18 protein-coding genes are annotated in these 24,140 nt (G+C 34.7%); 7 read left to right on the top strand and 11 right to left on the bottom strand.

The features are described 5' to 3' along the window. Positions 1-4 precede the first annotated feature (4 nt). The 3 genes from QMG60_RS13980 to QMG60_RS13970 all read left to right on the top strand — a co-directional run bounded on the left by QMG60_RS13980 (position 5) and on the right by QMG60_RS13970 (position 4,282). Positions 5-1,465 (top strand): RagB/SusD family nutrient uptake outer membrane protein, encoded by a 1,461-nt coding sequence (locus tag QMG60_RS13980; RefSeq protein ID WP_281865321.1) that lies wholly within the window; start codon positions 5-7, stop codon positions 1,463-1,465. Then, on the top strand, positions 1,452-2,918 hold the full coding sequence (locus tag QMG60_RS13975) for a hypothetical protein (protein ID WP_281865320.1): 1,467 nt from the start codon (positions 1,452-1,454) through the stop codon (positions 2,916-2,918). Before QMG60_RS13980 ends, QMG60_RS13975 begins: the two co-directional genes overlap by 14 nt. Before the next feature lie 221 nt (positions 2,919-3,139). After that, a complete protein-coding gene (locus tag QMG60_RS13970; RefSeq protein WP_281865319.1) occupies positions 3,140-4,282 on the top strand; it encodes a cytochrome c peroxidase in 1,143 nt (380 codons plus the stop codon). Positions 4,283-4,368: 86 nt separating this feature from the next. Here the strand turns inward: QMG60_RS13970 and QMG60_RS13965 are convergent, their stop codons facing one another. The 5 genes from QMG60_RS13965 to QMG60_RS13945 all read right to left on the bottom strand — a co-directional run bounded on the left by QMG60_RS13965 (position 4,369) and on the right by QMG60_RS13945 (position 12,724). Beyond that, the gene (locus tag QMG60_RS13965) at positions 4,369-6,375 is read right to left on the bottom strand and encodes a heavy metal translocating P-type ATPase (protein WP_281865318.1); all 2,007 of its coding nucleotides are present in this window, start codon (positions 6,373-6,375) and stop codon (positions 4,369-4,371) included. 262 nt (positions 6,376-6,637) lie between these two features. Continuing rightward, the gene (locus tag QMG60_RS13960) at positions 6,638-7,885 is read right to left on the bottom strand and encodes an efflux RND transporter periplasmic adaptor subunit (protein ID WP_281865317.1); all 1,248 of its coding nucleotides are present in this window, start codon (positions 7,883-7,885) and stop codon (positions 6,638-6,640) included. A 1-nt stretch (position 7,886) separates the two neighbouring features. Next, the gene (locus QMG60_RS13955) at positions 7,887-9,134 is read right to left on the bottom strand and encodes a TolC family protein (RefSeq protein ID WP_281865316.1); all 1,248 of its coding nucleotides are present in this window, start codon (positions 9,132-9,134) and stop codon (positions 7,887-7,889) included. Positions 9,135-9,171: 37 nt separating this feature from the next. After that, the gene (locus tag QMG60_RS13950) at positions 9,172-12,294 is read right to left on the bottom strand and encodes a CusA/CzcA family heavy metal efflux RND transporter (protein ID WP_281865315.1); all 3,123 of its coding nucleotides are present in this window, start codon (positions 12,292-12,294) and stop codon (positions 9,172-9,174) included. Between the two features lie 106 nt (positions 12,295-12,400). Beyond that, entirely contained in the window at positions 12,401-12,724 is a 324-nt protein-coding gene (locus QMG60_RS13945) for a DUF6660 family protein (protein WP_241774389.1), read from the bottom strand. A gap of 256 nt (positions 12,725-12,980) precedes the next feature. Between QMG60_RS13945 and QMG60_RS13940 the strand changes: the two genes are divergently transcribed. Both QMG60_RS13940 and QMG60_RS13935 read left to right on the top strand, forming a co-directional pair. Continuing rightward, a complete protein-coding gene (locus QMG60_RS13940; RefSeq protein ID WP_057118349.1) occupies positions 12,981-14,102 on the top strand; it encodes a hypothetical protein in 1,122 nt (373 codons plus the stop codon). 9 nt (positions 14,103-14,111) lie between these two features. After that, complete coding sequence (locus QMG60_RS13935) at positions 14,112-14,870, top strand: porin family protein (RefSeq protein ID WP_281865314.1); 759 nt, start codon at positions 14,112-14,114, stop codon at positions 14,868-14,870. Here the strand turns inward: QMG60_RS13935 and QMG60_RS13930 are convergent. Genes QMG60_RS13930 through QMG60_RS13910 form a run of 5 tightly spaced genes read right to left on the bottom strand, consistent with a single transcriptional unit; the run spans position 14,867 to position 21,451 of the window. Beyond that, positions 14,867-15,454: a chemotaxis protein CheB gene (locus QMG60_RS13930; protein ID WP_057118351.1), complete on the bottom strand. Its 588-nt coding sequence runs from the start codon at positions 15,452-15,454 to the stop codon at positions 14,867-14,869. The genes QMG60_RS13935 and QMG60_RS13930 overlap by 4 nt on opposite strands. Continuing rightward, entirely contained in the window at positions 15,436-16,245 is an 810-nt protein-coding gene (locus QMG60_RS13925; protein WP_057118352.1) for a protein-glutamate O-methyltransferase CheR, read from the bottom strand. The genes QMG60_RS13930 and QMG60_RS13925 overlap by 19 nt, the downstream gene beginning before the upstream one ends. Before the next feature lie 8 nt (positions 16,246-16,253). Continuing rightward, complete coding sequence (locus QMG60_RS13920; protein WP_057118353.1) at positions 16,254-16,619, bottom strand: response regulator; 366 nt, start codon at positions 16,617-16,619, stop codon at positions 16,254-16,256. A gap of 18 nt (positions 16,620-16,637) precedes the next feature. Beyond that, entirely contained in the window at positions 16,638-20,207 is a 3,570-nt protein-coding gene (locus tag QMG60_RS13915; RefSeq protein WP_281865313.1) for a response regulator, read from the bottom strand. A gap of 29 nt (positions 20,208-20,236) precedes the next feature. Beyond that, on the bottom strand, positions 20,237-21,451 hold the full coding sequence (locus QMG60_RS13910; RefSeq protein ID WP_057118355.1) for a response regulator: 1,215 nt from the start codon (positions 21,449-21,451) through the stop codon (positions 20,237-20,239). Between the two features lie 395 nt (positions 21,452-21,846). On the opposite strand from QMG60_RS13910, the gene QMG60_RS13905 reads away from it, so the two are divergent. Together QMG60_RS13905 and QMG60_RS13900 are read left to right on the top strand one after the other, a co-directional pair. Continuing rightward, the gene (locus QMG60_RS13905) at positions 21,847-22,695 is read left to right on the top strand and encodes an SDR family oxidoreductase (protein ID WP_134141685.1); all 849 of its coding nucleotides are present in this window, start codon (positions 21,847-21,849) and stop codon (positions 22,693-22,695) included. A gap of 151 nt (positions 22,696-22,846) precedes the next feature. Continuing rightward, positions 22,847-23,107 carry a SemiSWEET transporter gene (locus tag QMG60_RS13900; RefSeq protein ID WP_057118357.1) on the top strand — a complete coding sequence of 87 codons (261 nt, stop codon included), beginning with the start codon at positions 22,847-22,849 and terminating at the stop codon, positions 23,105-23,107. Between the two features lie 68 nt (positions 23,108-23,175). Here the strand turns inward: QMG60_RS13900 and QMG60_RS13895 are convergent, their stop codons facing one another. Then, a complete protein-coding gene (locus tag QMG60_RS13895; protein ID WP_281865312.1) occupies positions 23,176-24,000 on the bottom strand; it encodes a hypothetical protein in 825 nt (274 codons plus the stop codon). Between the last annotated feature and the right edge of the window lie 140 nt (positions 24,001-24,140).

The following is a 24,140-nucleotide window of genomic DNA, read 5'->3' as shown; positions in this document are numbered from 1 at the left end:
AGAAATGAAATATTCAAAATACATCACATTATTTTTTCTGATTTTCTCATTACAAAGCTGTAGTGATTTTTTGGAGCAAGAACCTGGAACACAAACTTCTATTGATGAGCTTTTGCAGAATAAGCAAGGTGTAATTACTGCCTTAACAGGTCTTTATACAGAACTTGAAGCCAATGTAAGAGGCGAACGTTTTGCTGTTTATGCCGATTTACAAGGAGGAAATATAAAATTTACACCAACAGCTTCAGGAACCAGCAGAGGTCAAATTTCGCCGCCGGGAAATCTTGAACAGGTTTATTCTTTTGAAGATCTAGCGCTAACCAGTAACTTCAAATCATTTTATGATGGGAGCTATGATATTATAAATCAAGCCAACTTAATTTTAGAGTACACACCTGCCCTAAAAGATGCTACAGAAGAAGAAAAAAATCAAATTACGGCCGAGGCTATGACAATTCGAGCTTATGCACATTTTCTTTTAGCGATTGTTTACAGCCAAGATTATAATTATACTCCAGATGCTTCTCATTTAGGAATTGTTTACAACACAAAATCAATTAAAGCAGGAATACAATACCCGGCCAGAGAAACTGCTGCTAATACTTACAATTTAATTATAAACGATTTAAAAGAGGCTATTAGTAATTACTCTTCAAGTTCGTTACTTAACGGATCTGTATATTCTTACTTTAATGTTAACAGTACTAAGGCTTTACTGGCGAGAGTATATTTACAAAAAAACGACTGGACAAACGCTTATGAAACTGCAAATGATGTCATTACAAATTCTGGAGCTAAACTAGTAGAAAAAGACAATTATCTTGCAGAATGGGCAAAAACAGATCTTCCTATATCTGAAATTTTATTAGAATTTTCGATTCCAAAAGATTCTGAGGGTGTTGCTGGTAGTTCTATGGCAAGCTATTTTGGATATACATCGGCAACAAGCTATAATAAATATGTCGCATCTGATGATTTGGTTAATCTCTATGAAAATTCGGATTTAAGAAAACAATTATTCCTGACGCAGCCATTGCAGACTTTAGTAAATGGCGTTTTAGCTCCTGTAAATTATAACTTCACTAGAAAATTCCAAAATAATGCGGGTTATGTTGCATTCAGATTGAGTGAGATGTATTTAATACGTGCCGAAGCTGCTTATGAAACCAACAGAGCGGATATCGCTATGGCAGATATCAACATTATCCGCGCCCGTGCAAATGCTGCATTATTAACTAGTACGGTGAATCTTAAAGAAAATATTTTATTAGAAAGAAGAAAAGAACTTTGCTTTGAAGGTCATTTATTTTTTGATCTTGTTCGCAATCATAAGAATATTTCAAGAAATGACGGCTGTATTTCAACTAGCTGCAGCGTGACATATCCTTCTTTAAAATTTGTATTGCCAATACCAACATTCAACACTAATCTTAACCCTAACTTTCAACAAAATGACTCGTATTAAGATATTTAGCATATTGTTCATAGGAGTACTATTTATTTCCTGTTCAAAAGATGACTATAAATTAGGTTCTGAAATTGATCCGTTTTTAAGATTCAATTTCTTGGTAAAAAGCGATAATACACCTGTAGAATATCCAACTGTAAACGGAAGTTTAGCTCCTGTGTCTAATTACGTAAATACTTCAGTAAAAACATTGAAAGTGCCAGTTGCATTAACAACTCGTAACTTAAAAAATACGGTTACTGCCAATTTTAGTGCAGTTTCATCAACAGGTGATAACGAAAGTTTTACAGTAAATCCAGTTAATCAGTTAACTTTTCAGGGAACTAAACTAACCGATACTATCGCTGTTTCTTTTGATAAAAGATGGACTGCTAACCAAAGTATTACTTTAAAATTAGAAACCGTTTCAGATCCAGAAATTCATATCGGAAATTTAAACTCAACCTATCCAAATGATACTTTTAAAATTGATTTAGGAACAATTGCAACCAATTACACCTTTCCTGTTAACCAATATGTGATCAAAGGAGAAGTTGGCGAAACTATTGACTTTAAAGTAAATTTCCCTAACGGATTTTTCCCTTCTGAAATAGAAAATGCATCTATTTTCAAATTCCAAAATGGTTTTGAATATTCATTAACGCATGACGATTTTGGTGACAACAGAAGTTCCATCAATTATCATTTAACACTGCTTGAAGATATTCAAAATGATGATGCTCGTTATGAATCAAAAATTACATTAGTAAATATTCCAAATTATAACGCCACCGGAAGTATTAATCTTACTATTGTAAAACCTATAAAATCGCCAAGAGATGTTCAGGCGTATCCCGCATCAAAATTTACAGATCCAACCAATGCCTTTTATTTGACATACGGCGAACATTGGTTCAATAATAATGGAAACTGTACATGGCAGACTTTTAACGCTTTAACTTTTCCGGTTATTGTAACAAAAGATAACGAAAATGCTATTTTATACAGCGATAAAGGGACAGCAAATCCAAATGACGATGTTTACCACGACGCTTTCAAAATCGGATTTAATGTTTCAACTGGGACTAATACAGTTAATTCTTTTGGCTTAAAAAGATGGTTTTCAAATGAAAGTAATTCAGCTGCAGTTTCTCCTGGATTTAATATCACCTCAGCGTTAGAGTTTTTCCCAGCAAACGGAAACAGCAAAACAGAAGGAACAGTTCTCGTAATTCCGCAGGATATTACTATCGGATCGAGTGCCACAAATACACATGTTATAGCTATTTCCGGAGATGGAACTTACAAAGAAATCAGCAATGGTTTATACGAAATTTCATTTGAACTAAAACTAACAAATGATAAACTTTTTGGAGGAACTGTTTCTACGCAATACAGAATGTACAATAACAGAGTTTATACCAAACCAACTCCTTTAAGTATTGAATGCCCGAAAGAAGTAACTCTTTAATTGTTGATGGTTAATTGTTGATGGTTGATGGTTGATGGTTGATGGTTGATGGTTGATGGTTGATTGCGATAGAGCTTTGTCAAAGTTTAAAACTTTGACAAAGCTTTTGGCGGGTAAAACAAAAAAATAAAGTTTCAGGTTTCAAGTTTCACGCTCTGCAGCAACTTGAAACCTGAAACCTGAAACAAAAAAAAAACAAAAACATAAAAAAACAAAGCAAATTGAAAAAACTAATCTTCCCTCTCCTATTCCTGCTGGGTTTGTCGGCTTATAAAAGCGTTGAAGAACCAGATTATATTGATGTTCAGGAATTACGAAAAATTTATTCTGGCGGTGATGCTTCAAAATGGCCTGCTGCGGAATTGCATGAAAGTGTCGATAAAACTAAATTTCAGGATATTGGAGTACTTCCTGCGGTTCCTTATCCAGCTTATAATCCATATTCTAAGGAAAAAGAAAGTTTGGGAAAGATTTTATTTTTTGATCCGAGGTTATCCCGAAGCGGACAAATTGCGTGCGCTTCCTGTCATAATCCGGAATTGGGCTGGACGGATAATTTGACGCGTTCTTTCGGGCATGATCGCCAAACGGGAAAACGTAATTCGATGACAATTTTAAATTCGGCGTATGCCACTTCCTTATTTTGGGACGGACGCGCATCCAGTTTAGAAGATCAGGCGCAGTTTCCTGTTTCAGATCCGCTAGAAATGAATGAAAAACTGACGATTGCCGTTGATAAAATTGCGAAGATTAAAGGTTATAATAAACTATTTACTGCCGCTTTTGGAAATAAAAAAGTGACTTTAGAACGAATTCAATATGCGATAGCGACTTTTGAAAGATCAATCAATAGTCCGAAAAGTAAATTTGACCAATTTGTGAGCGGAAAATCAGAGGCTTATACTGATTCTCAGGTTAAAGGAATGCATTTGTTCAGAACTAAGGCACAATGCATCAATTGTCATAATACGCCTTATTTCAGCGATAATCAGTTTCATAATGACGGTCAGACTTTATTCGGAACAAAAAATGAAGATTTTGGCCGTTATAATGTTACCAAAGATGTAAAAGATATTGGCAAATTCAGAACGCCAACATTGCGTGAAGTCGTAAACACAAAACCTTGGATGCATCACGGGCATTTTCCTACTCTTTTAGATGTGGTAGAATTGTATAATGGAGGAAATCCTTCGCCAGTTCAGAAAAAATATCTTGGAACAGCGAGAGATTCCTTAATTCCGAAAGTAGATCCTGCACTTAAAAAACTGAATTTAAATAAAGAAGAAATAAGCGATCTTCTGGCTTTTATTGAAACTTTGAGTACGCCAACAAGAAGAATTATGGTTCCTGAAATGCCGAAATAATTTAGTTAGTTTGTAAATTGTCCTAAATCTGTAAATCTAATCAGCCCATTTTCTTTGGGAAATGGGCTTTTATTTTTTGGTACAAATTAAAACTTCATCTTCTGAATTCTAACAGCATTCAAAATTGCTAGTAAAGCTACTCCAACATCAGCAAAAACAGCTTCCCACATTGTTGCCAGTCCGCCCGCGCCGAGAATTAAAACAAAAGCTTTTACGACGAAAGCTAAAGTGATATTCTGCCAGACGATTTTTTTGGTTTGCTTCCCAATGTTTATGGCCATTGCAATTTTACTCGGTTTATCATCCTGAATGACAATATCAGCAGTTTCAATTGCGGCGTCGCTTCCTAAACCTCCCATTGCAATTCCCACTGTGCTTAAAGCGATTACGGGTGCATCATTTACGCCATCGCCCACAAAAGCAATAGTTTCGTTTCTGGCTTTAATTTCGTTGACTTTGTTGACTTTATCTTCTGGAAGCAAATCCCCAAAAGCTTTTACAATTCCGAGTTTATCAGCTACAAATTGAACCACATTTGTTTTATCGCCGCTCAGCATGGTTAGTTTAACCCCTAAAGTTTTTAGTTTGGTAACCGTTTCTTGGGCATCAACTTTGATTTCGTCGGCAATGGTTAAATAACCTGCAAATTTCTGGTCGTAAGCAATTGCAATTGTAGTGTACACTATTGATGTCGGATCAATGTCGTAAGCAATAGAAAACTTATCCAGAAGCTTAAAATTCCCTACATGCAGTTCTTTTCCATTATATGAAGCTTTTAAACCGTGTCCCGAGATTTCTTCAATATCTTTCAATTCAACTGAAGTATCAATTTGTCCCGCATAATTATGAATTGCAGTTGCAACGGGATGTGTACTTCGGCTTTCTAAAGCATTGACCATCTTCAGGATTTCTTCTTTATCAAATTCAGGTTTTATAATGACTTCCTGCACTTTAAAAACACCTTCGGTCATAGTTCCGGTTTTATCAACAACAACATTCTGAATCGTCGAAATACTGTCTAGAAAATTACTGCCTTTAAACAGAATTCCGTTTTTACTGGCAGCACCGATTCCTCCAAAATAACCCAACGGAATACTGATTACCAAAGCACAAGGACAAGAAATTACCAAAAAGACCAAAGCTCTGTACAGCCAATCGCTGAAAACATAATTATCTACGAAAAGCATGGGAAGCAGACAAATAGCAATCGCCAGATATACTACAATTGGTGTATAAATTTTTGCAAATTTTCTAATGAATAATTCCGCAGGAGCTTTCTTTGTTGCTGCATTCTGCACCAATTCAAGAATTTTAGACAATTTGCTGTCGTTATAAGCAGTTGTTACTTTTACTTCTGCAATAGTGTTTCTATTTATCATTCCTGCCAGAACAGTTTCGCCTTTCTTTTTAGTGTCGGGTTTGCTTTCTCCTGTTAAAGCCGCTGTATTGAACGAAGCCGAATCTGATAATAATTCGCCGTCTAATCCTAGTTTTTCTCCTGCTTTAAGCTGAATAACAGCGCCAATTTGAACGTCTTTGGCTTTGACTTTTACTGACACATTATTTTCTAAAACATGAACCTCATCAGGACGTTGGTCTAATAAACTTTTAATACTAGATTTAGCCCGATTAACTGCCATTCCTTGAAAGGTTTCTCCAATCGTATAAAATAACATCACGGCAACACCTTCTGGATATTCTCCTATAGCAAACGCACCAATTGTGGCAATACACATTAAGAAAAATTCTGAAAAAACATCTCCTTTTACGATACTTTCATAAGCTTCTTTCAAAACAGGAAGCCCAACTGGAAGATAAGCAATGGCGTACCAAATAGTTCTCACATATCCTGTAAACCAACTTTGTGGAAAGTAATTATCAAAGGCAATTCCGATCAATAATATAACGAATGAAACTATGGCAGGTAAAAACAATTTAAACCAGCTGCCTTCTACATTATGTTCATGATCGTGTCCGTCGTGGTCGTGGTCGTGCCCATCATTATCAGAATGCTCGGGTTCGTCATGCGAACAACAGCAGGTAGTTTTGGGTTTACTTTTTATATTTTTAACTTCTTTATCTTGATGCATCATGGGAAAGTTTCAAGTTTATTTGTTTCAGGCTGCAAGTTTAACCTTTGAATAAATTAATGTTCTAAATTTAAGCATTTTGTTTGTTGCCACAAAGGCGCTAAGGCACTAAGTTTTATATTTTGAATTGCCTCCATCTAAAGCTGTAGGCAATTCAATTTAATTATTAAATGAAAAATTGGAGAATCTGCTACTTTGCTACCAAATCTCAGCATTAAAAAAACTTAGCATCTCAGAATCTTAGCACCTCAGAATCTTAAAACAATCAATGCTCATGCTCGCCTCCGCCTTTCATTGCTGACAGCAGATAAAAAGCACCTTTGGTAACGATTTTAGCATCAGACGCGATTTTGTCTACAAATTTCACTTCTGTAAAACCTAAATCTGTTGTTCCTGGCATTACTTCAACTGCTTTAAAATGAATTTCTTTTTCATGAGATTCTTCTTTTTCGCCTTCGGTATGCTTGTGTTTTTCTTCAGTATGCGATTCTTCTTGTACAAAAACAAAATACTTATCTGCATTTCGAACTACAGCATCTTTTGGTAATGCAGGAACGGTTGCATTTGTAATATTGATATTGGCAGAAACATACATTCCAGGAATCAAACCTTTGGCATCGGCAGGATCGATTTTGGCGTGAACGGCAACGGTTTTACTTTCGTTAGAAAAAGATTTATTGATTCCGAAAATCTTTCCTTTAATGGATTTATTGGACTGATTCGTTAATACAAAATCAATTACCTGCCCTACCGAAATAGAACCCAAATCTTTCTCGTAAACATTCAAATCCAAATGCATCTGGCTGTTGTCAACCACTTCAAAAAGCGAAACTCCAGTATTGGCAAAAGCGCCTTTCGCAATATTAATTTTCCCAACGTAACCATTTATCGGAGCTACAATTGGAACTAGAGACGAACTTCCTTTTATGGAAACATGTAAAGCTTCTAATTTGTTTTTGGCTGCCTGCGCACGCGCTCTTTCGGCTGCTAATTTTGCTTTTACTTCCTGAAATACTTTTCTCGGATTTACATTTTCATCGCTCAAGGTTTTCTGGCGGTTGTATTCTAACTGCAAATATTCGACATTGGCAGAAGCCGAATGATAATCTTCCTGCATTTCAATTACTTCAAGATTTTGAATGGTTGCTAAAACTTTTCCTTTGTTGACGAATGTTCCTTCCAAAACATAAATATCTTTTACCGTTCCCCCAATTAAAGTCGAAACTTCAGCGGAATTTTGCGGTGGAACTGTCGTGTAGCCATTGGCTTTGATGATTTTATTCAGGTTTCTGTTTTCTACAAATCCTGTTTCAATACCTACAGTTTTATATTGAGATTCGGTTAAAGCAACTTCCGTTTGTGATTTTTCTTCTTCGTGTATTTCCTCTGTCTTTTTTTCATTGCAAGAATTTAAAATTCCGCAGTAAGCTATAAGCAGTAAGCTGTAGGCTAACTTTCTTTGCGGACTCTGCGATAAAATCTCTGCGATCTTTGCGGTTAAATTTATTTTCATTTTAATTGTTTTTGATGGTTGGAAATTGGAGTTCGATGGCGCTTTGATTATAGCTGTGAGTCGCTTCTGCAAATTGTTTTTTAATATCAATCGCCTGATTTAAAAAACTGATATACGACCAATAACTCATATCGCCATTGGCATAACTTTTTTGTGCTGTATCAATAATCTGATTGGCATACTGCAAACCTTCATTTTGATAATAAGCTAAGTTTTTCTGGTGCTTTTTAAAATTATTCTGTAATTCTTCTTTTTGCAGATTTAAAATCATTTTATTTTTATCCAAAGCCATTTGGGACTGCGAAATACTGATTTCAGCCGCTTTCGCTTTGGTTGTGTTAACACCTCCAAACAACGGAATCTGTAATCCTGCTGTAAAACCTTGAAACAACGATTCTGTATTAATGGTTTGCGCAAAATATCCTAAACCTACTTTCGGAGTTCGCAAAGCTTTAAAAGTCCCAGCTTCTTTTTGATAAACCGAAATTTGCTGTTGATAGAAATCGGTCATCAGAAGTTCTGCTTTCGAGGTTTCTTGATTTTCTACGAAAGTATATTGCAAAGCTGTATTTTCATCTGGAATAATGTTTTTATTGGTCTGAACAAAAAACTGAAGCTGTTTCTGGTAAATAGCCAAGTCGTATTCTAGCTGTGCTTTTTGGGTTTCTATTTCTTTTACTTTGGCTTTGGCGCTAATCACTTCGATATTACCGCTTTCTCCCGTTTTAAAACGGAGTTCGGCGTTTTTTAAAAATTTGGTGTAAATTTCATTTAATTCTGAGTTTAATTTCTGAATTGAAACTCCATACAAATATTGATAATACGCCAGAGTTACTGCTTTTTCGACTTCATAAGAAGATAAAGCTTTTCGTTTTTCAGCCAATTTTGCGAGTTCTTCCTGTAATTGCCTATTGGCTTTGGTAATGTTTCCCAACGGAAAAAACTGCTGTACAGAAACATTATGATCAAAATCAACGCTATTGAATTGCCCGCCCTGATACTGCACTTGTAACGGATCTGGCTGAAAAGCAGTTTTCTTTAAAACGGTTTGTTTTTCTATTTCTTTATCAGCAATTTTTAAGTCGATGTTGTTTGATTTGGCAAGTTCTATTGCTTTTTCTAAAGATATTTTGGTTTGCGCTGATATTAGCGTGCTTGCTAACAGGAATGCAATTAACCGCAAAGATCGCAAGGGATGCGCGAAGTTCGCAAAGGTTGTTTTTCTTAGATTGTATGGTAATTTTTTCATTTCTTTAAAATTTTTCTTTGTGTGCTTTGCGTAAACCTTAGTGTTCTTTGCGTTTAAAACCACTTTCCAGCATTAAATACAAAATCGGCAAAACGATTAATGTCAATATTGTTGCTGAGAATAAGCCGCCGATTACTACTGTTGCTAAAGGTTTCTGCACTTCTGCCCCGCCGCTTGTCGATAATGCCATTGGCAGAAATCCTAAAGAAGCTACAGCAGCTGTCATTAAAACGGGACGTAATCTTGTTTTGGTTCCGATAAAAACTCTTTGAAGCGGATCTAAAATTCCCTCTGATTTCAATTGATTGAAATACGAAATCAATACGATTCCGTTCAGCACTGCGATTCCGAATAAGGCGATGAATCCAATTCCTGCCGAAATACTAAAAGGCATTCCTCTCAGCGAAAGCGCAAAAACACCTCCTATTGCAGACAACGGAATTGCGGTAAAAATTAAAAGGGCTTGTTTGATACTTTTGAATGTAAAATAAAGCAATACCAAAATCAGCCCTAGCGCAATTGGCAAAGCAACAGAAAGCCTTTGTGTGGCTTCGATTAAATTCTCAAACTGTCCGCCATACGTTACGTAATATCCTACTGGAAGCTTGAAGTTTTTATCGAGTTTTGCTTGAATTTCTTCAACTACACTTTTAATATCTCTTCCGCGAACATTTAAGCCAACCGTAATTCTTCTTTTTCCGTCTTCGCGGATGACCTGTACAGGACCTTGCTCATATTCAACTGAAGCGACTTGAGAAAGCGGTACCTGCTGGCCGTTTGGAAGCGGAATAAACAAATTGCTGACATCTGTAATATCGGCTCGGTTGTTTTCATCCATTCTCACCACGACATCAAATCTTTTACTTTCGTCGTAGATTTTTCCAGCACTTTCTCCCGCAAAAGAAGAACGAATGATTTGATTGATATCTGAAATATTGAGTCCGTAAAGCGCAATTTTGTCATAATCGTATTTAACGGTAATCTGAGGCAGTCCTGTAACTTTATCGGCCTTTAAATCTCCTATTCCCTCAATACTTTTTATTTTCGAAATTAATTCTGCCGCTTTCGCGTCTAGAATCTCTAAATCGTCGCCAAAAATCTTGATGGCGATATCAGATCGGCTTCCGGTCATTAATTCGTTAAAACGCATCTGAATGGGCTGAGAAATTTCAATATTCGCTCCGGGAATCACTTCCATTTCTTCTTTCATCGCATTTGCCAATTCCTCCCAATTACGATATTTGCTTCTCCATTCTTTTTTGTCTTTCAAAACAATAATCAAATCACCGCTTTCAATCGGCATAGGGTCGGTTGGGATTTCACCGCTTCCAATTTTGGTTACGATGGTTTTTATTTCAGGAAATTTTGCTTTTAGTAGCTGTTCATATTTGGTTGCAGTTTCTACCATCTGCGTCAGCGAACTTCCTGTCATAATCGTAGCATTTATTGCTAGATCACCTTCTTCAATTGTCGGGATAAATTCGCCTCCCATATTTTGGAAAATAATAAATGCTAAAGCAAATAATGCCACTGCAGTTGTAAGAACAACTCTTTTAAATTTTAAAGCCTTATTAAGCAAAGGCGTATAACTATTTTCGAGCCACGCAATCATTCTATCACTAAAATTGGATTTGTGCTCTGTTTTTTTAGACAGAAATAAAGCACTCATCATCGGGATGTAAGTCAATGAAAGTATAAAAGCTCCAATGATGGCAAAACTAACCGTCATTGCCATTGGTTTAAACATTTTTCCTTCAGTTCCAATCAAGGCTAGAATAGGTAGATAAACAATCAAAATAATGATTTCTCCAAAAGCAGCGCTATTCCTGATTTTTGAAGCCGAATTATACACTTCATCATCCATTTCTTCCTGCGTCAATTCCTTTTTATTTTTGATTTTCTGAAGATGATGCATGGTTGCTTCTACAATAATAACGGCACCATCGACAATGATTCCGAAATCTATTGCCCCCAAACTCATTAAATTCCCGCTTACGCCAAAGGCATTCATTAAAATCACCGCAAATAACATTGCCAGCGGAATTACAGATGCTACAATAAGTCCTGCGCGAAGATTTCCTAAAAATAAAATCAGCACAAAAATTACGATTAAAGCACCTTCTAGCAAATTCTTTGCAACTGTTTTAATAGAATTATCAACGAGTTTTCCTCGGTCGATAAAGGCTTCTGCAACAACTCCTTCGGGAAGACTTTCATTAATTTGAGCCATTTTGTCGTGAATCCTGTTGACAACAGCGCTTGAGTTTTCTCCTTTTAGCATTAATACCAAACCCGAAACGATTTCGCCTTTTCCGTCTTTTGTAGAAGCGCCGTAGCGCAATGCAACACCTTCGCGAACCTGAGCCACATTACGCACCAAAACTGGTGAACCGTTTCGGTTTTTCACTACAACATTTTCAAGGTCTTTAACACCTTTTGCCATTCCAACGCCACGGATGAAATAAGTATATTGATCTTTCTCAATATAAGCCCCGCCGGTATTTTGATTATTCTTTTCTAATGCCTCAAAAATTTCAGTAATCGTAACTCCTAAACTATTCAGCATGTTAGGGTTAACGGCAATTTCGTATTGTTTTAGTTTTCCGCCCCAGGCACTTACTTCAGCAACACCACGGACTCCCTGTAATTGCGGAATAATAATCCAATCCTGAATGGTTCTTAATTCGACGGCGCTGTATTTGTTTTCATACCCTTTTTTAGCGTAAACATCATATTGGTAAATTTCTCCCAAACCAGTTGAAATTGGTGCTAATTCTGGAGAATCTACATAATCTGGAATATTTTCTTCGGCTTGTTTTAAACGCTGGAAAATTTGTTCGCGTGCCCAGTAAATATCAACATCGTCTTCAAACACAACGGTTACAACAGATAGTCCAAAACGGGAAATACTGCGGAGTTCGATAATATCCGGAACGGTTTTGACAGCTCGTTCTAACGGATACGTAATTAACTGCTCCACTTCCTGACTTGCCAAAGTTGGGGCTGTTGTAATAATCTGCACTTGATTATTGGTTACATCGGGCAAAGCATCGAGCGGTAAATTTTTAAGTGAATAGCTTCCCCAAGCTATTAAAACAAGGGTAAATAATAGTATAACGAATTTGTTTCGTATACTAAATTGAATGATTTTATCTAGCATTTGAATAAAATAATAACATGAGAAATGAGACAAGAATATGTCTTATAAACCTGTGGTAGTCCACAACTCTCTAACCCGAATTCCGAATTTTCGGAAACAGGCATCACTATGCTATTTGAGGGGGCTGCCATATGCTTCCGTAGAAATTAGAAGCAAAAACAGAACGATAATTGGGTAAAGGAATAGAAATAAGATTGTATGCGGCAGGAAATTCAAGACTTAAAACTGATTGATAGCTTAAAACTTGTGCACTGCAGCAATTGCAGGTGCAAAATGGAGAACATAAATCATTGTGTTTGTCATGAGAATGATTATCCTCAGATGAAAACTGAGCTGTTTTATGCATAGCGCTGTTTACTTCCATATCTGCGCAGGGCATATTTGAAAGTGCCATCAAATAAATTGACATTACAATTGCTATCCATCTCATGAGTGTAAAAATAATACTTTATTTAATTCAGTTTTGAAAAAAAACATAATCAATTGACTTTTAATCATATTTCTTTAAATTTTATTTTCGGCAAAAGAAAATTTAGTTAACTTTAACATGAAATAACATATTTTTTATTCAAAAATCTACGCCAAAAACAAACAAAAGTAAAATTACAGCCCAAATTATATTTTAAGAATACACAAGTCATATTTTATTTTACGCAGTTTTATTAATTATCTAATACCCCTAATAAATGAAATGTAAAAGATTAATATCAGCCTTTTTCTTATTATCAAGTATTCAATTTTTTGGTCAGGTTTATACCGACAAAATCGTAGGAGAGAAAAACCAACAGCTTAAAGACAGTCTTAAAGTAGTGGAATATCCTTATTCTTTACCAATTTGGGGTCAGAAGGTGGCCCAAAAAGGTTATAATTTACCTTACTCTGCCGGATTATCTGTAAATTACTTTTGGCAGGATTCTGAAATCGTCATAAAAAATCTGGAGGTTGGGTTCAATAACGGTCCACTTTACAACTTAGACGAAATTGTTCGCTTTGATAAATCTTCTGTAGAAGCAGGTGCTATAACTATTAGACCAGATATTTGGCTGCTTCCTTTCTTAAATATTTACGGAATTTTTGGTAAAGCAAAACCAACAACTAAAATCAATGCTGGAATTTGGATTCCTGACGCTGATAATAACTGGTCTCAGATTGCAAGTTTTAATACAAAAGCAAATTTTGACGCTACCACATTTGGAATTGGTATGACTCCAACCATTGGTATTGGCGGAGGCTGGCTGGCACTGGATATGAATATGTCCTGGAGCGATGTGGATGCGCTGGACAAACCGGCTTTCTCTTACATATTTGGTCCAAGATTAGGTAAAACTTTTAAACTTCGTAAACCCGAAAGAAATATCGCTGTATGGGTTGGCGGTTTTAGAGTTCATATTGAAGGAGGAACAAAAGGAAATATAGCTTTATCGGATATTTTTGATCTTAGCAATGCTCAGACCAAAGTTGATGACGGTTTGACAAAAGTATCTGAAAACCAAACAAAAGTGGATAATTGGTGGAATGGCTTAACTCCGGCCCAACAGGCAAATCCAGTAAATGTTGCTAAACATAATACGGCAAACCGTGCATTAGAAAGAGCAGGTACTTTTTTAACTACTCTAGACGGAGCTTTAAGTACTGCAGATTCTTCGACAATTCAATATTCACTCCAAAAGTCACCAAAAGATATGTGGAATTTTATTGTTGGAACGCAGTTTCAGTATAACAAACATATAATGCTTAGACTTGAAACAGGATTTTTAGGAAGTCGTACACAGGTTTTAGGAGGTCTTCAATACCGTTTTGGACTTTAATCTTAGAATATGAAAAAAGGTTTATTATTGCTTTTTATGCTTTTCTCCATTGCTCAAGCGCGGTCTCAAGTTTTAATTTCCTTAATTTTTGGAGATAAACTAAATTCGCCTTTTTTAGAATTTGGTCTAGAAGGCGGAATCAACCTTTCTGATATTTCTGGGCTCGAAAGTTCTGGAACTAATCCTGGTTTTAATCTGGGTTTTTATTTTGATTTTAGATCGAAAAAAAATCCCGCATGGATGATTAATACAGGTGTTATTGTTAAATCGCCAATGGGTGCGCACCACCTTCCTGTTTACTCTTTAGATGATATTAACTTGGATAATACTTTTGAAGGTGGAAGTGTCAATCGTGAAATACGCTATTTTAATGTGCCGATTTTAATTAAATACCAATTTAAGAACAGGATCTATGTCAAAACCGGACCTCAATTTGGACTTCTGGCTTCGGCTTTTGATGAGTTTACCAACGAGATTAATAAAAACGATGTTACTTATAAGAAAAAAATCAGAGACGAGATTCGTGTTATAGATGCTGGAATAGCTTTGGGAACCGGCTATCATATGAATGTTGGCAACGGATTAAATATAACAATTCAATATTACTATGGATTGGTTCCTGTTATGAAAGGTGACGGACCAAATGTCTACAACAGATCTTTGTACCTGACAGCTGGAATCCCTATTGGAAAAGGAAAAGCAGCACAAAGAAGAGCAGAAAAAAATGCCGAAATGAATAAGGTTATACTGCCGGAAGACAAAAACTAAAGTTTATTTATTTGTTTTATGAATTCTAAGATTTCTTCGGTACTTAAAACAAAATCTGGCGTTGTGTGTAAAATGGCGTTGTTAGGCATAAAAGGCATATCTGCAGACAACGGGTTTTGAATCACAATTTTACCGCCCGCCGCCTGAATGGCTTTTAATCCAACAGTTCCATCAGAATTTGAACCAGAAAGCAGTATTCCGATTAAATCTGGGCCATATATTTCGGCTGCAGATTCAAAAGAAACATCAATACTTGGTCTGCTGTAATTTATTTTTTCTGAAGTATCTAACGAAAGAGTTTCGTCTTTTTCAAACAACAAATGATAATTTGAAGGTGCAATGTAAATGAATCCAGTTCTTAATTTTACCTTGTCCTCTACTTCTTTTACTTTTATTTTGGATCTCAAAGCAATTAAATCTTCCAAGGTTTGCTCGTCTGTACTTTTTCTATGTACAACGATTACCAAGGCAAAAGAAATAGAATCTTCGATAAATGGCAAAATCTGTAATAGTGCTTGTAAACTTCCTGCAGAGCCTCCAATTATAACTACTTTATAATGATTTATTATTTTATTTTCCTCCATATTTTCTCTTTATCAAATTGTTTGTATTTGGTTTGAGAGATAGAATATTTGATTGTTTCTTTTGTCCCGAGTGCCAGAAAACCTAGTGGAGCCAGACTATCATCAAAAAGGCTTATAACTCTTTTCTGTAGATTATTATCAAAATAAATTAAAACATTTCTGCATAAAATAAGGTCAAACTCATTAAAAGAAGTGTCTGACACTAAATTATGCTGAGAGAAAACCATTTTTTCAGAAAGGTTTTCATTAAACTTCGCAAAACCATAATTTGCAATATAATAATCCGAAAAATCTTCCTGCCCTCCAGAATCTCGATAATTATCGGCGTAGTCTTTTATCATTCTCAACGGAAAAATACCGCTTTTTGCTGTTTCTAAAACGGTTGCATTGATGTCTGTTGCATACAATATTGATTTATGCAGTAAACCTGCTTCTTTCAACATAATAGCCATAGAATACACTTCTTCGCCTGTAGAACATCCTGCATGCCATATTCTTATAAACGGCTTAGTTCCTAAGAGCGGGAGAACTTCTTTTCGAAGTGCCATATAGAAAGACGGATCACGAAACATTTCTGTAACATTAACCGTTATTTCATCAATCATTCTTTTACAATACTCCGGATCTCTTCGAACTTTTGACAAAAATTCATGAAAATGTTTAAAGCCATCCAAATAAAAAACCCTGTTTACGCGTCTTTTAAGTGAGGCTCTGGAATAACTTCCAAAATCAAAACCATAATATTCGTAAATTTCATTTATAAGAGTTTCTAATTCAATATCTTCAATCATAATTTCATTTAAATTTCACCCAAGATTTGAAGTAATTTATCAACATCTACGGGTTTTGAGATGTAGGCATCAGCTCCAGCCTCTAAACATTTTTCTCTATCTCCATTCATTGCCTGGGCAGTTACTGCCACGACAAAAGTAGATTCTTGTGACGGAATTGCTTTTATCAGCGGAATCGCTTCATAACCATCCATTTCTGGCATCATCATATCCATCAAAACGGCATCTATAGAATTGTCATTTGATAATATTTTTAAAGCTTCTTCTGCGCTTAAACAAGACAAACAGTCAAAAGATTTTGCTTTTAAAGTATTCACTAAAGCAAAAATATTTCTAGAATCGTCATCTACAATTAATACTTTTTTCTTTTCCATTTACAGTATTTTTAAAGATTAGATTTTATCATATAACCAAACTCGAAGCAGTGATAACAGCTGATCTACATCGACAGGTTTTGTAATGTAATCTGAAGCTCCCGCTTTGATACATTTTTCTCTATCGCCGGTCATTGCTTTGGCTGTTACAGCTATTACTGCTAAGTTAAGAAATTTAGGGTTACTTCTTATCTTTTCTGCTGTTTCATAACCATCCATATTTGGCATCATCATATCTAATAATACAACATCTGTATCTGGATTCTCATCTAAAATTTTAATAGCCTCTTTTCCATCAAAAGCTGTAATAACATTCATTCTAAAAGCTTCTAAAGCCTTAGAAAGTGAATAGATATTACGAACATCATCATCAACAATTAATACTTTCTTTTCATATAAAATATTGTTTAATGAATTCAGTTTTTTAGCACTTTCTTTTTTATCACTTCCTTCTTTTTTCTTGCTTTCTACTAGATGAAGGAAAAGCGAAACCTCATCAAGCATTCTTTGATATGAATGTGCGGTTTTTACAATAATTGAATCGGCATATTTTCTAATTTTCAATTCTTCTTTGATCGACAAACTTTTCCCTGTAAAAACAATTACCGGAAGATTTTCTAAACCTGGGTTTTTCTTCACTCCGTCTAGAATTTCGTAAGCTTGTTTATCTGGAATTCCCATATCTAGAATTACACAGTCAACATCTTCTTTGTTTAAAATAGTTAATCCTTCAGAAACATCACTTTTAATTTCGGAATTGATATTATATGTCTCTAAGAAATAAGCTAGTGCTTTGGCATGTTGTGGATTATCTTCAATAATTAAAACTTTTTGCGATTCGTTATTGATGATATGTTCAATACGCATAAAAACTTCTGGAATTCTGTCAAAAGCAACTGGTTTGTCTAAGAAGTCTACAGCTCCTTTTAACAAACTTTCTTGTTTTAGTTTGTGAGAAGACATGATGTGTACCGAAATGTGTTTGGTATGAGAATGATTTTTCAATTCTTCTAAAACTTCCCAGCCGCTCTTAATTGGAAGTTCAATATCCAATAAAATTCCGATTGGTCGGTAAATTAAAGCAAAATTCAAGGCATAATCTCCTCTTACGGCAACAACTCCTTTATATCCTTTTTTCTGTGTGAAAGCCAATAATGATTTTGCAAAATTGATATCGTCTTCTACAATTAGAATTACTTTATCACCTTCAACAATAGAATCACGGTCGTCTTCAATTTCTGCAGGAACAACTTCACTAATATATCTTGGTTTTGGCTCTTGATCTTCTGTTTCTTCTTCTATTAATTCAGCCTCTGGAATTTTGTTGACAGAAACTTTATTAATTGCAAAACCTAATACCGGAAGGCATAGTGTAAATGTACTTCCTTCATTTACTTTACTATGCAGAATAATTTCTCCTCTTAATAATTTGGCTAATTCTCGGCTGATTGATAATCCTAGACCAGTTCCGCCATATTTACGTTTTGTTGAACCATCGGCTTGCTGGAAAGCTTCAAAAATTAATGGTTGTTTTTCTAACGGAATTCCGATTCCGGTATCTTTTACAATAAAGCAAATAATTTTATCATCATCGCTGTCTACTTTAATTTCAAGAGAAACTGTTCCTTTTTCGGTAAACTTAATAGCGTTAGAAATAAGGTTTTTCAGGATTTGTTCTAAACGCATTTTGTCAGTTTTAATAACAATTGGTGCGTCTTTGTCTATAATCTCAAAATTAATTCCTTTTTCTTTGGCAACCAGATAGAATAAATTATGCAGGTTATCTGTAATTTCTTTTGTTGAAACCTCTAAAAATTCTAAATCCATTTTTCCTGCCTCAATCTTAGATAAATCAAGGATTTCGTCAATTAATCCCAATAAGCTGTTTCCAGAACTCTGAATTACCTGTGCAAATTCGATTTCTTCTTTGTTCATTGTTTTGTTGTTATTTTCAGACAACAAGCGGCTCAACAATAAAATAGAATTTAGAGGAGTTCTTAATTCGTGCGACATATTGGCCAAAAACTCCGATTTGTAACGTGTCGTTAATTCTAAAGCTTCTGATTTTTTCTGAATTTCAGTATTTTTTTCTTCCAATAAAACGCTTCTTTCAGATAATTCTTCATTGGTTTGTTCTAATTCTTCCTGCTGCACGCGAAGTTCTTCTTCAGAAGCTTGTAATTTTTCAGTCTGTGCTTCCAATTCTGCATTAATAGCTTCCAATTCGCTATGCTGAATTTGAAGTTCTTCAGACTGCGATTTGGTTTCTTCCAAGAGTTCCATAACTCTTTTGCGATTCTGAGTTGCTTTTAAAGCGATTCCAATGTTATTAGAAACCAAATTTAAGAATTCCAATTGCAGTAAAGAAAAACCATAAATACTGGCTAATTCTACTGCTCCTTCAACTTTAAAATCCATTAATGGAACAGCAACAACATGCGTTGGCTTAATTTCACCTAAAGCATAATTGATCTGAATATCCTCTGGAGATAAAGATTTTAATTCCAGCATTTTGCCTGAAACGATGGCCTGGCCAATTAAACCTTCTCCTTTTTTAATTCTTTCGCGATTTTTACTCGGAATATAACTGTAACCACCAGTTACTGTTAATTCTTCACCATCAATAACATACAAAACCCCAGCAATGCTGTTGGTATATTGGCATAAAAATTCGATGACATCTTTTGATAGTTTCTGAATCGTTTTTTCGCCCAGCATTTTATCATTTAATGATGCAATACCAGACTGCAGCCATTCTTTCTGAGATAATAATTCGAAAGAACCTTTTAACGAGTCTTTCATTTCGTGAAGTGATGCACCTAATGCTCCTAAAGTATCCGATTTTCTATCATCTATCTGCACATCATAATTTCCATTAGAAATTTGTGTAGCAATACTGCTTATAACTTCAAGTCTTTCAGCCGTTTCAATATCTTTACGCTCTAATTCTTTCTGCAGTAAGGCTCTTTCATTATGGTCTCTTAAAATTCTTGCAAAGAATACAACAGTAATAATCATTGCAATTATAAATGCTGTAATAATTAAAATAAAACTATAGTTTCCGTATCGTTCAGAATTTCCGATTCGTTCTCTTAGAAGGGCCTGCTCCGTATTTTCTACGCTTTTAAATTTACTGCGAAGTTCATCCATCATCTTTTTACCTTCTTCAAGATCAAAAGTGGCATTTTTACCTCCAAGCTGTTTTTTCACAACTTGGTTGTGGAGATATTTAAAAAAGTTAGAACGAAGCGGTTTTAATTCGTTCAATCTTTTTTGCTGTGTGGGATTGTCGACAGTTAATTCATCCAGCTTTTCAAAATAAACAGCAGATTCTTTTTCTGCGTCATAATGTTCCTGCAGGAAATCTTTGTTTCCGGTTATTAAATAGCCGCGCATACTGGTTTGGGCATCTGTAATAACAGATGAAGCGGTATTTAGGTTATAAATAACATCCTGTGTATGATTAACCCAGGCATTACTGTCGAGAAGACTTTTAATACTTAAAAAAGATGCAGTCGAACTAATCATTAAAATCAGCAGGGAAATTGACGAACTGATTAGTAAATTTCTTTTAAAATTACTGTCCATAGAGATTCTGTACTATTTTGTTTATTTGGTTATTTACTAGTTAAAGGAAGTATAATTATAAAACTTGCCCCCTCGCCTTGTTTACTTTTAGCGGTAATTAATCCGTTATGCTTTTCAATAATTTTCTTGGCGATTGCCAGTCCAATTCCAGTTCCTTCGTAGGTTTGGCGGTCATTTAAACTTTGAAAGATAATAAAAATTCTATCTAAATAAATTTCATCAAACCCAATTCCGTTGTCTTTTACCGTGATTCTGCAAAAATTTCCATCTGGCGAGGTTACACTGTCAAATGATTTTTCGAGTATTATTTCTGAGGTAATTTCGATTACTGGTTTTTGCTCACTTCCAGAAAATTTCAAGGCATTTCCAATCAAATTTTGAAAAACCTGTCGCATCTGGCTTGGAATACTATCTACAGTAGGAAGTTCGTTTGTTTTTATTTCAGCATTTTTGTTTTCTATCAGATAATCAAAATCTGAAAGTACTTCTTGTAAAACCTCATTGAGATCTGTTTTTTCTGGTTTTACCTGAGCTGAAAGTCTGGAGTATGCCAAAAGATCTGTAATCAAAGTCTGCATCCTTTCGGCCGATTTTATTGTTCGATTTACATAATCGATTGCTTTATCGTCGGTTTTTAGATAAAGGTCTTTTATAATTTTAATAAAAATCTGGATCTTGCGAATAGGTTCGTTTAAATCATGTGAAACAACCCATGAAAACTGTTGTAATTCGTGATTACGAAGTTCTAATTCTTCATTTTTTTGAACCAATTCTTTTGTTCTTTCTGCAATTTTAATTTCAAGATTGTCCTGCGCCTCTTTTCTAATTTTAATTTCTTTAGAGAGAAGGTCTTTTATGGCTTTAAGTTCATTTTGCTGCTCATAGATTTTAATAAAAGTTTTTACTTTTAAAATCAATAAATCAGAATCAACTGGCTTTGTAATATATTCTACAGCTCCCGTTTCATATCCTTTGAAAATATATTTTTTCTCGGTATTAAGTGCCGAAAGAAATATAACAGGAATATCTTTTGTGCGTTTATTTCCAGAGAGAATTTTAACCACTTCAAAGCCGTCGAGTCCCGGCATTTGAACGTCCATAATAATCAGACAATAATCTGTTTTTAATATTTTCTTTAAAGCTTCTTCTCCAGATTCGGCACTATCGACATCGATATTATGCAGCTCTAATGTTTTCTTTAAGGCAATGATATTGGCCCTTATATCGTCTACAATTAATACCATTCCGTTTTGAAGCTAAATTTATTGTGAATCACAATTGTTGAATTTAAAATGAAATTTAAAAATTTTCTTATTTTTTTATTGAATTGCACAACTAACTATTAAAATTTATGTGTAAAATCTCAAATGTATAAAAAAAAATATGAGATGGTTTTTTATCTAAATCGAAATTAGTTACAAAATTCCCACCTTTGATTCTATTGTTTCCGTTTCACTATGATCTTTAAGCCCTTATAAATGCTATATTTTTCAAATATTGAAAATGAATGAACGTATTTTCATACAAGATCACGTTATTTTATCTTTTGGGGCAAACAAAATTTCTTTTAAGACAAAGGAAATTGTAACACTGCACTACTTTTAATAAGCAAAAAAACAGCCTAAAAAAAAGAAGAATCATGAAAAAGACAAAAACATTCCCTGAACAAAAACAAAATCTTCCTGGTAATGAACACATGATGAAACCTGAACCAGAAATAATTAGAGAAAATTATGTTGGAAGCGGTAAATTGCTAGGTAAAACTGCTTTTATTACTGGCGGTGACAGCGGTATCGGCCGAAGTGTTGCTGTACATTTTGCCAGAGAAGGTGCTAATATTGCCATAGTTTATTTAAAGGAAGATAAAGATGCACGTGAAACTAAAGAAATGGTTGAAAAGGAAGGACAACAATGCCTTTTGATAAGCGGTGATTTGAAAGATGAAAAATTTTGCAAAGCAGCCATTAAAAAATGCCAGACTACTTTTAAGGATATTAATATTATAGTAAATAATGCTGCAGTACAATTTCCTCAAAATGAATTGGAAAAGATAACTGCATCTCAGCTGCATAAAACTTTTGAAACCAATATTTACCCTTATTTTTATATTACAAAAGCAGCTCTTCCGTTCTTAAAAGAAGGAGATACCATAATTAATACCACATCTGTAACGGCTTTCCGCGGCAGCGAACATCTGGCAGATTACGCGAGTACAAAAGGTGCAATTGTAAGTTTTACGAGATCACTTTCGAGCATGCTGGCCAAAAAGAAAATACGTGTCAACGGCGTTGCGCCTGGTCCTATTTGGACGCCTTTAATCGTCGCCAGTTTTGATAAATTATCCGATTTTGGAAAAGACAATCCGATGGAAAGAGCCGGACAACCTTCTGAAGTTGCGCCTGCTTATGTATTCTTAGCCTGCGAAGACAGCAGTTATATTACAGGCCAGTTTATCCATATCAATGGAGGTGAATTGGTAGGAGGATAATCTGCCTTTAGAAGATCATTAATCATACAAAGTTTTTACGTGGGATTTGTTTTAATCTCGGAAAAACAAGAAGTCACCAAGTTCTAATTGTTTTTCAATTAAAAAAAACTTAGAACCTCAGCAACTTAGAACCTCAGAATCTTAAAAAAAAATGAACTACGTAGACATCATCGGTCTTTTTGCTGGAACTTGCGTAACTATAGCAACCATTCCGCAGATTTTAAAAGTTTGGAAAACTAAAAAAGTAAAAGAAATTTCGCTTAAAATGTTTGGTACACTTACTTTTGGAATCGCGGTATGGGTCGTTTATGGTATTTTGAAAAACGATTTAGCAATTATTATTACCAATAGCGTTTCGCTGATCCTGAATCTAATTATGGTTTATTTTATTATATACTATGAAAAAGAATAAGATTTTATAAAAGAAAAAAACAGCTCGACAAAGCTGTTTTTTTGAGAGTGAAGAATATGGTATGCTTACTAGCTAGCTAATTTTTGGTTGTATGGTTTGAATGTCAAATGGTATCTTTCTTTTAAAGTTCGAGGCTGCAGGTTTCTTTTGAAAAATAATACAGGCGCCATAATTGTTTTCAAATTTGACAATTTTTTAATTTCGCTTAATTGTTTAACGGCAAAGTTCAAAATAGGCTGAAACGTAGTTAAATAATTGTAACTATGCTGCGCTATCTCTAGTTCTAAAACTTCACGCAAAATACTCTTCATTAATAAATAACGAACTGTGCCTTGCTGTGGAATCGTTTTAAGTTCTTGGAACTTCTCGCCTATCTTTTGATTTTCTGGACCTATGTAAATATAATTTCCAGATTCATGAGTAAATATTTTTCTTACCTGCGATGTAAAATCGAAATCGGTTACTTTACTTTCTATATTGGTTGGCATTCCAATCAATGAAAATTGAATGTGCTGGTGGCTTTTAAAATACAACACGCTGTTAATTACTGAGGAATTACTCATAATACCAGACTGTTGTTTCTTTAAAGATCTAATTTCTCCATTTGCACCAAAACTATGCACTACATTTCCTTTTTCACAATACACAAAAAATACCGGTGATAACGGATTTGATTCTATACTTAAATTGACATCGTGATTGAACATTAAGTCAAAATTTAAGTACGTCATTTCTTTTTCAAAACGAACTCCTGAAATGCTTCCTGTTGCCCATTTCGATTTGAATGTTAATTTATATTCGTTTGCGCTGATCAATAGATCACCGCCAAAACTATCTTTAAGATTGTTAAAGACATCGTCAAATCCTCCAGTATTTATGTAAAGTTTTTTCATTATAATATTTTGGTTAAATAAAACGGTTAGTAGTTATTTACGTACAAAAACTAACTTTGGTTTTTATCTTATTTCTATAATCCAAATTTCGTTTATATTGTCTGTCAAATCTTTATACAATTTTGGAGAGATATTTCATA

The sequence above is a fragment of the Flavobacterium sp. GSB-24 genome (assembly GCF_027924665.1).
GTDB lineage: Bacteria > Bacteroidota > Bacteroidia > Flavobacteriales > Flavobacteriaceae > Flavobacterium.
This window is presented reverse-complemented; position numbering and strand designations above follow the sequence as displayed.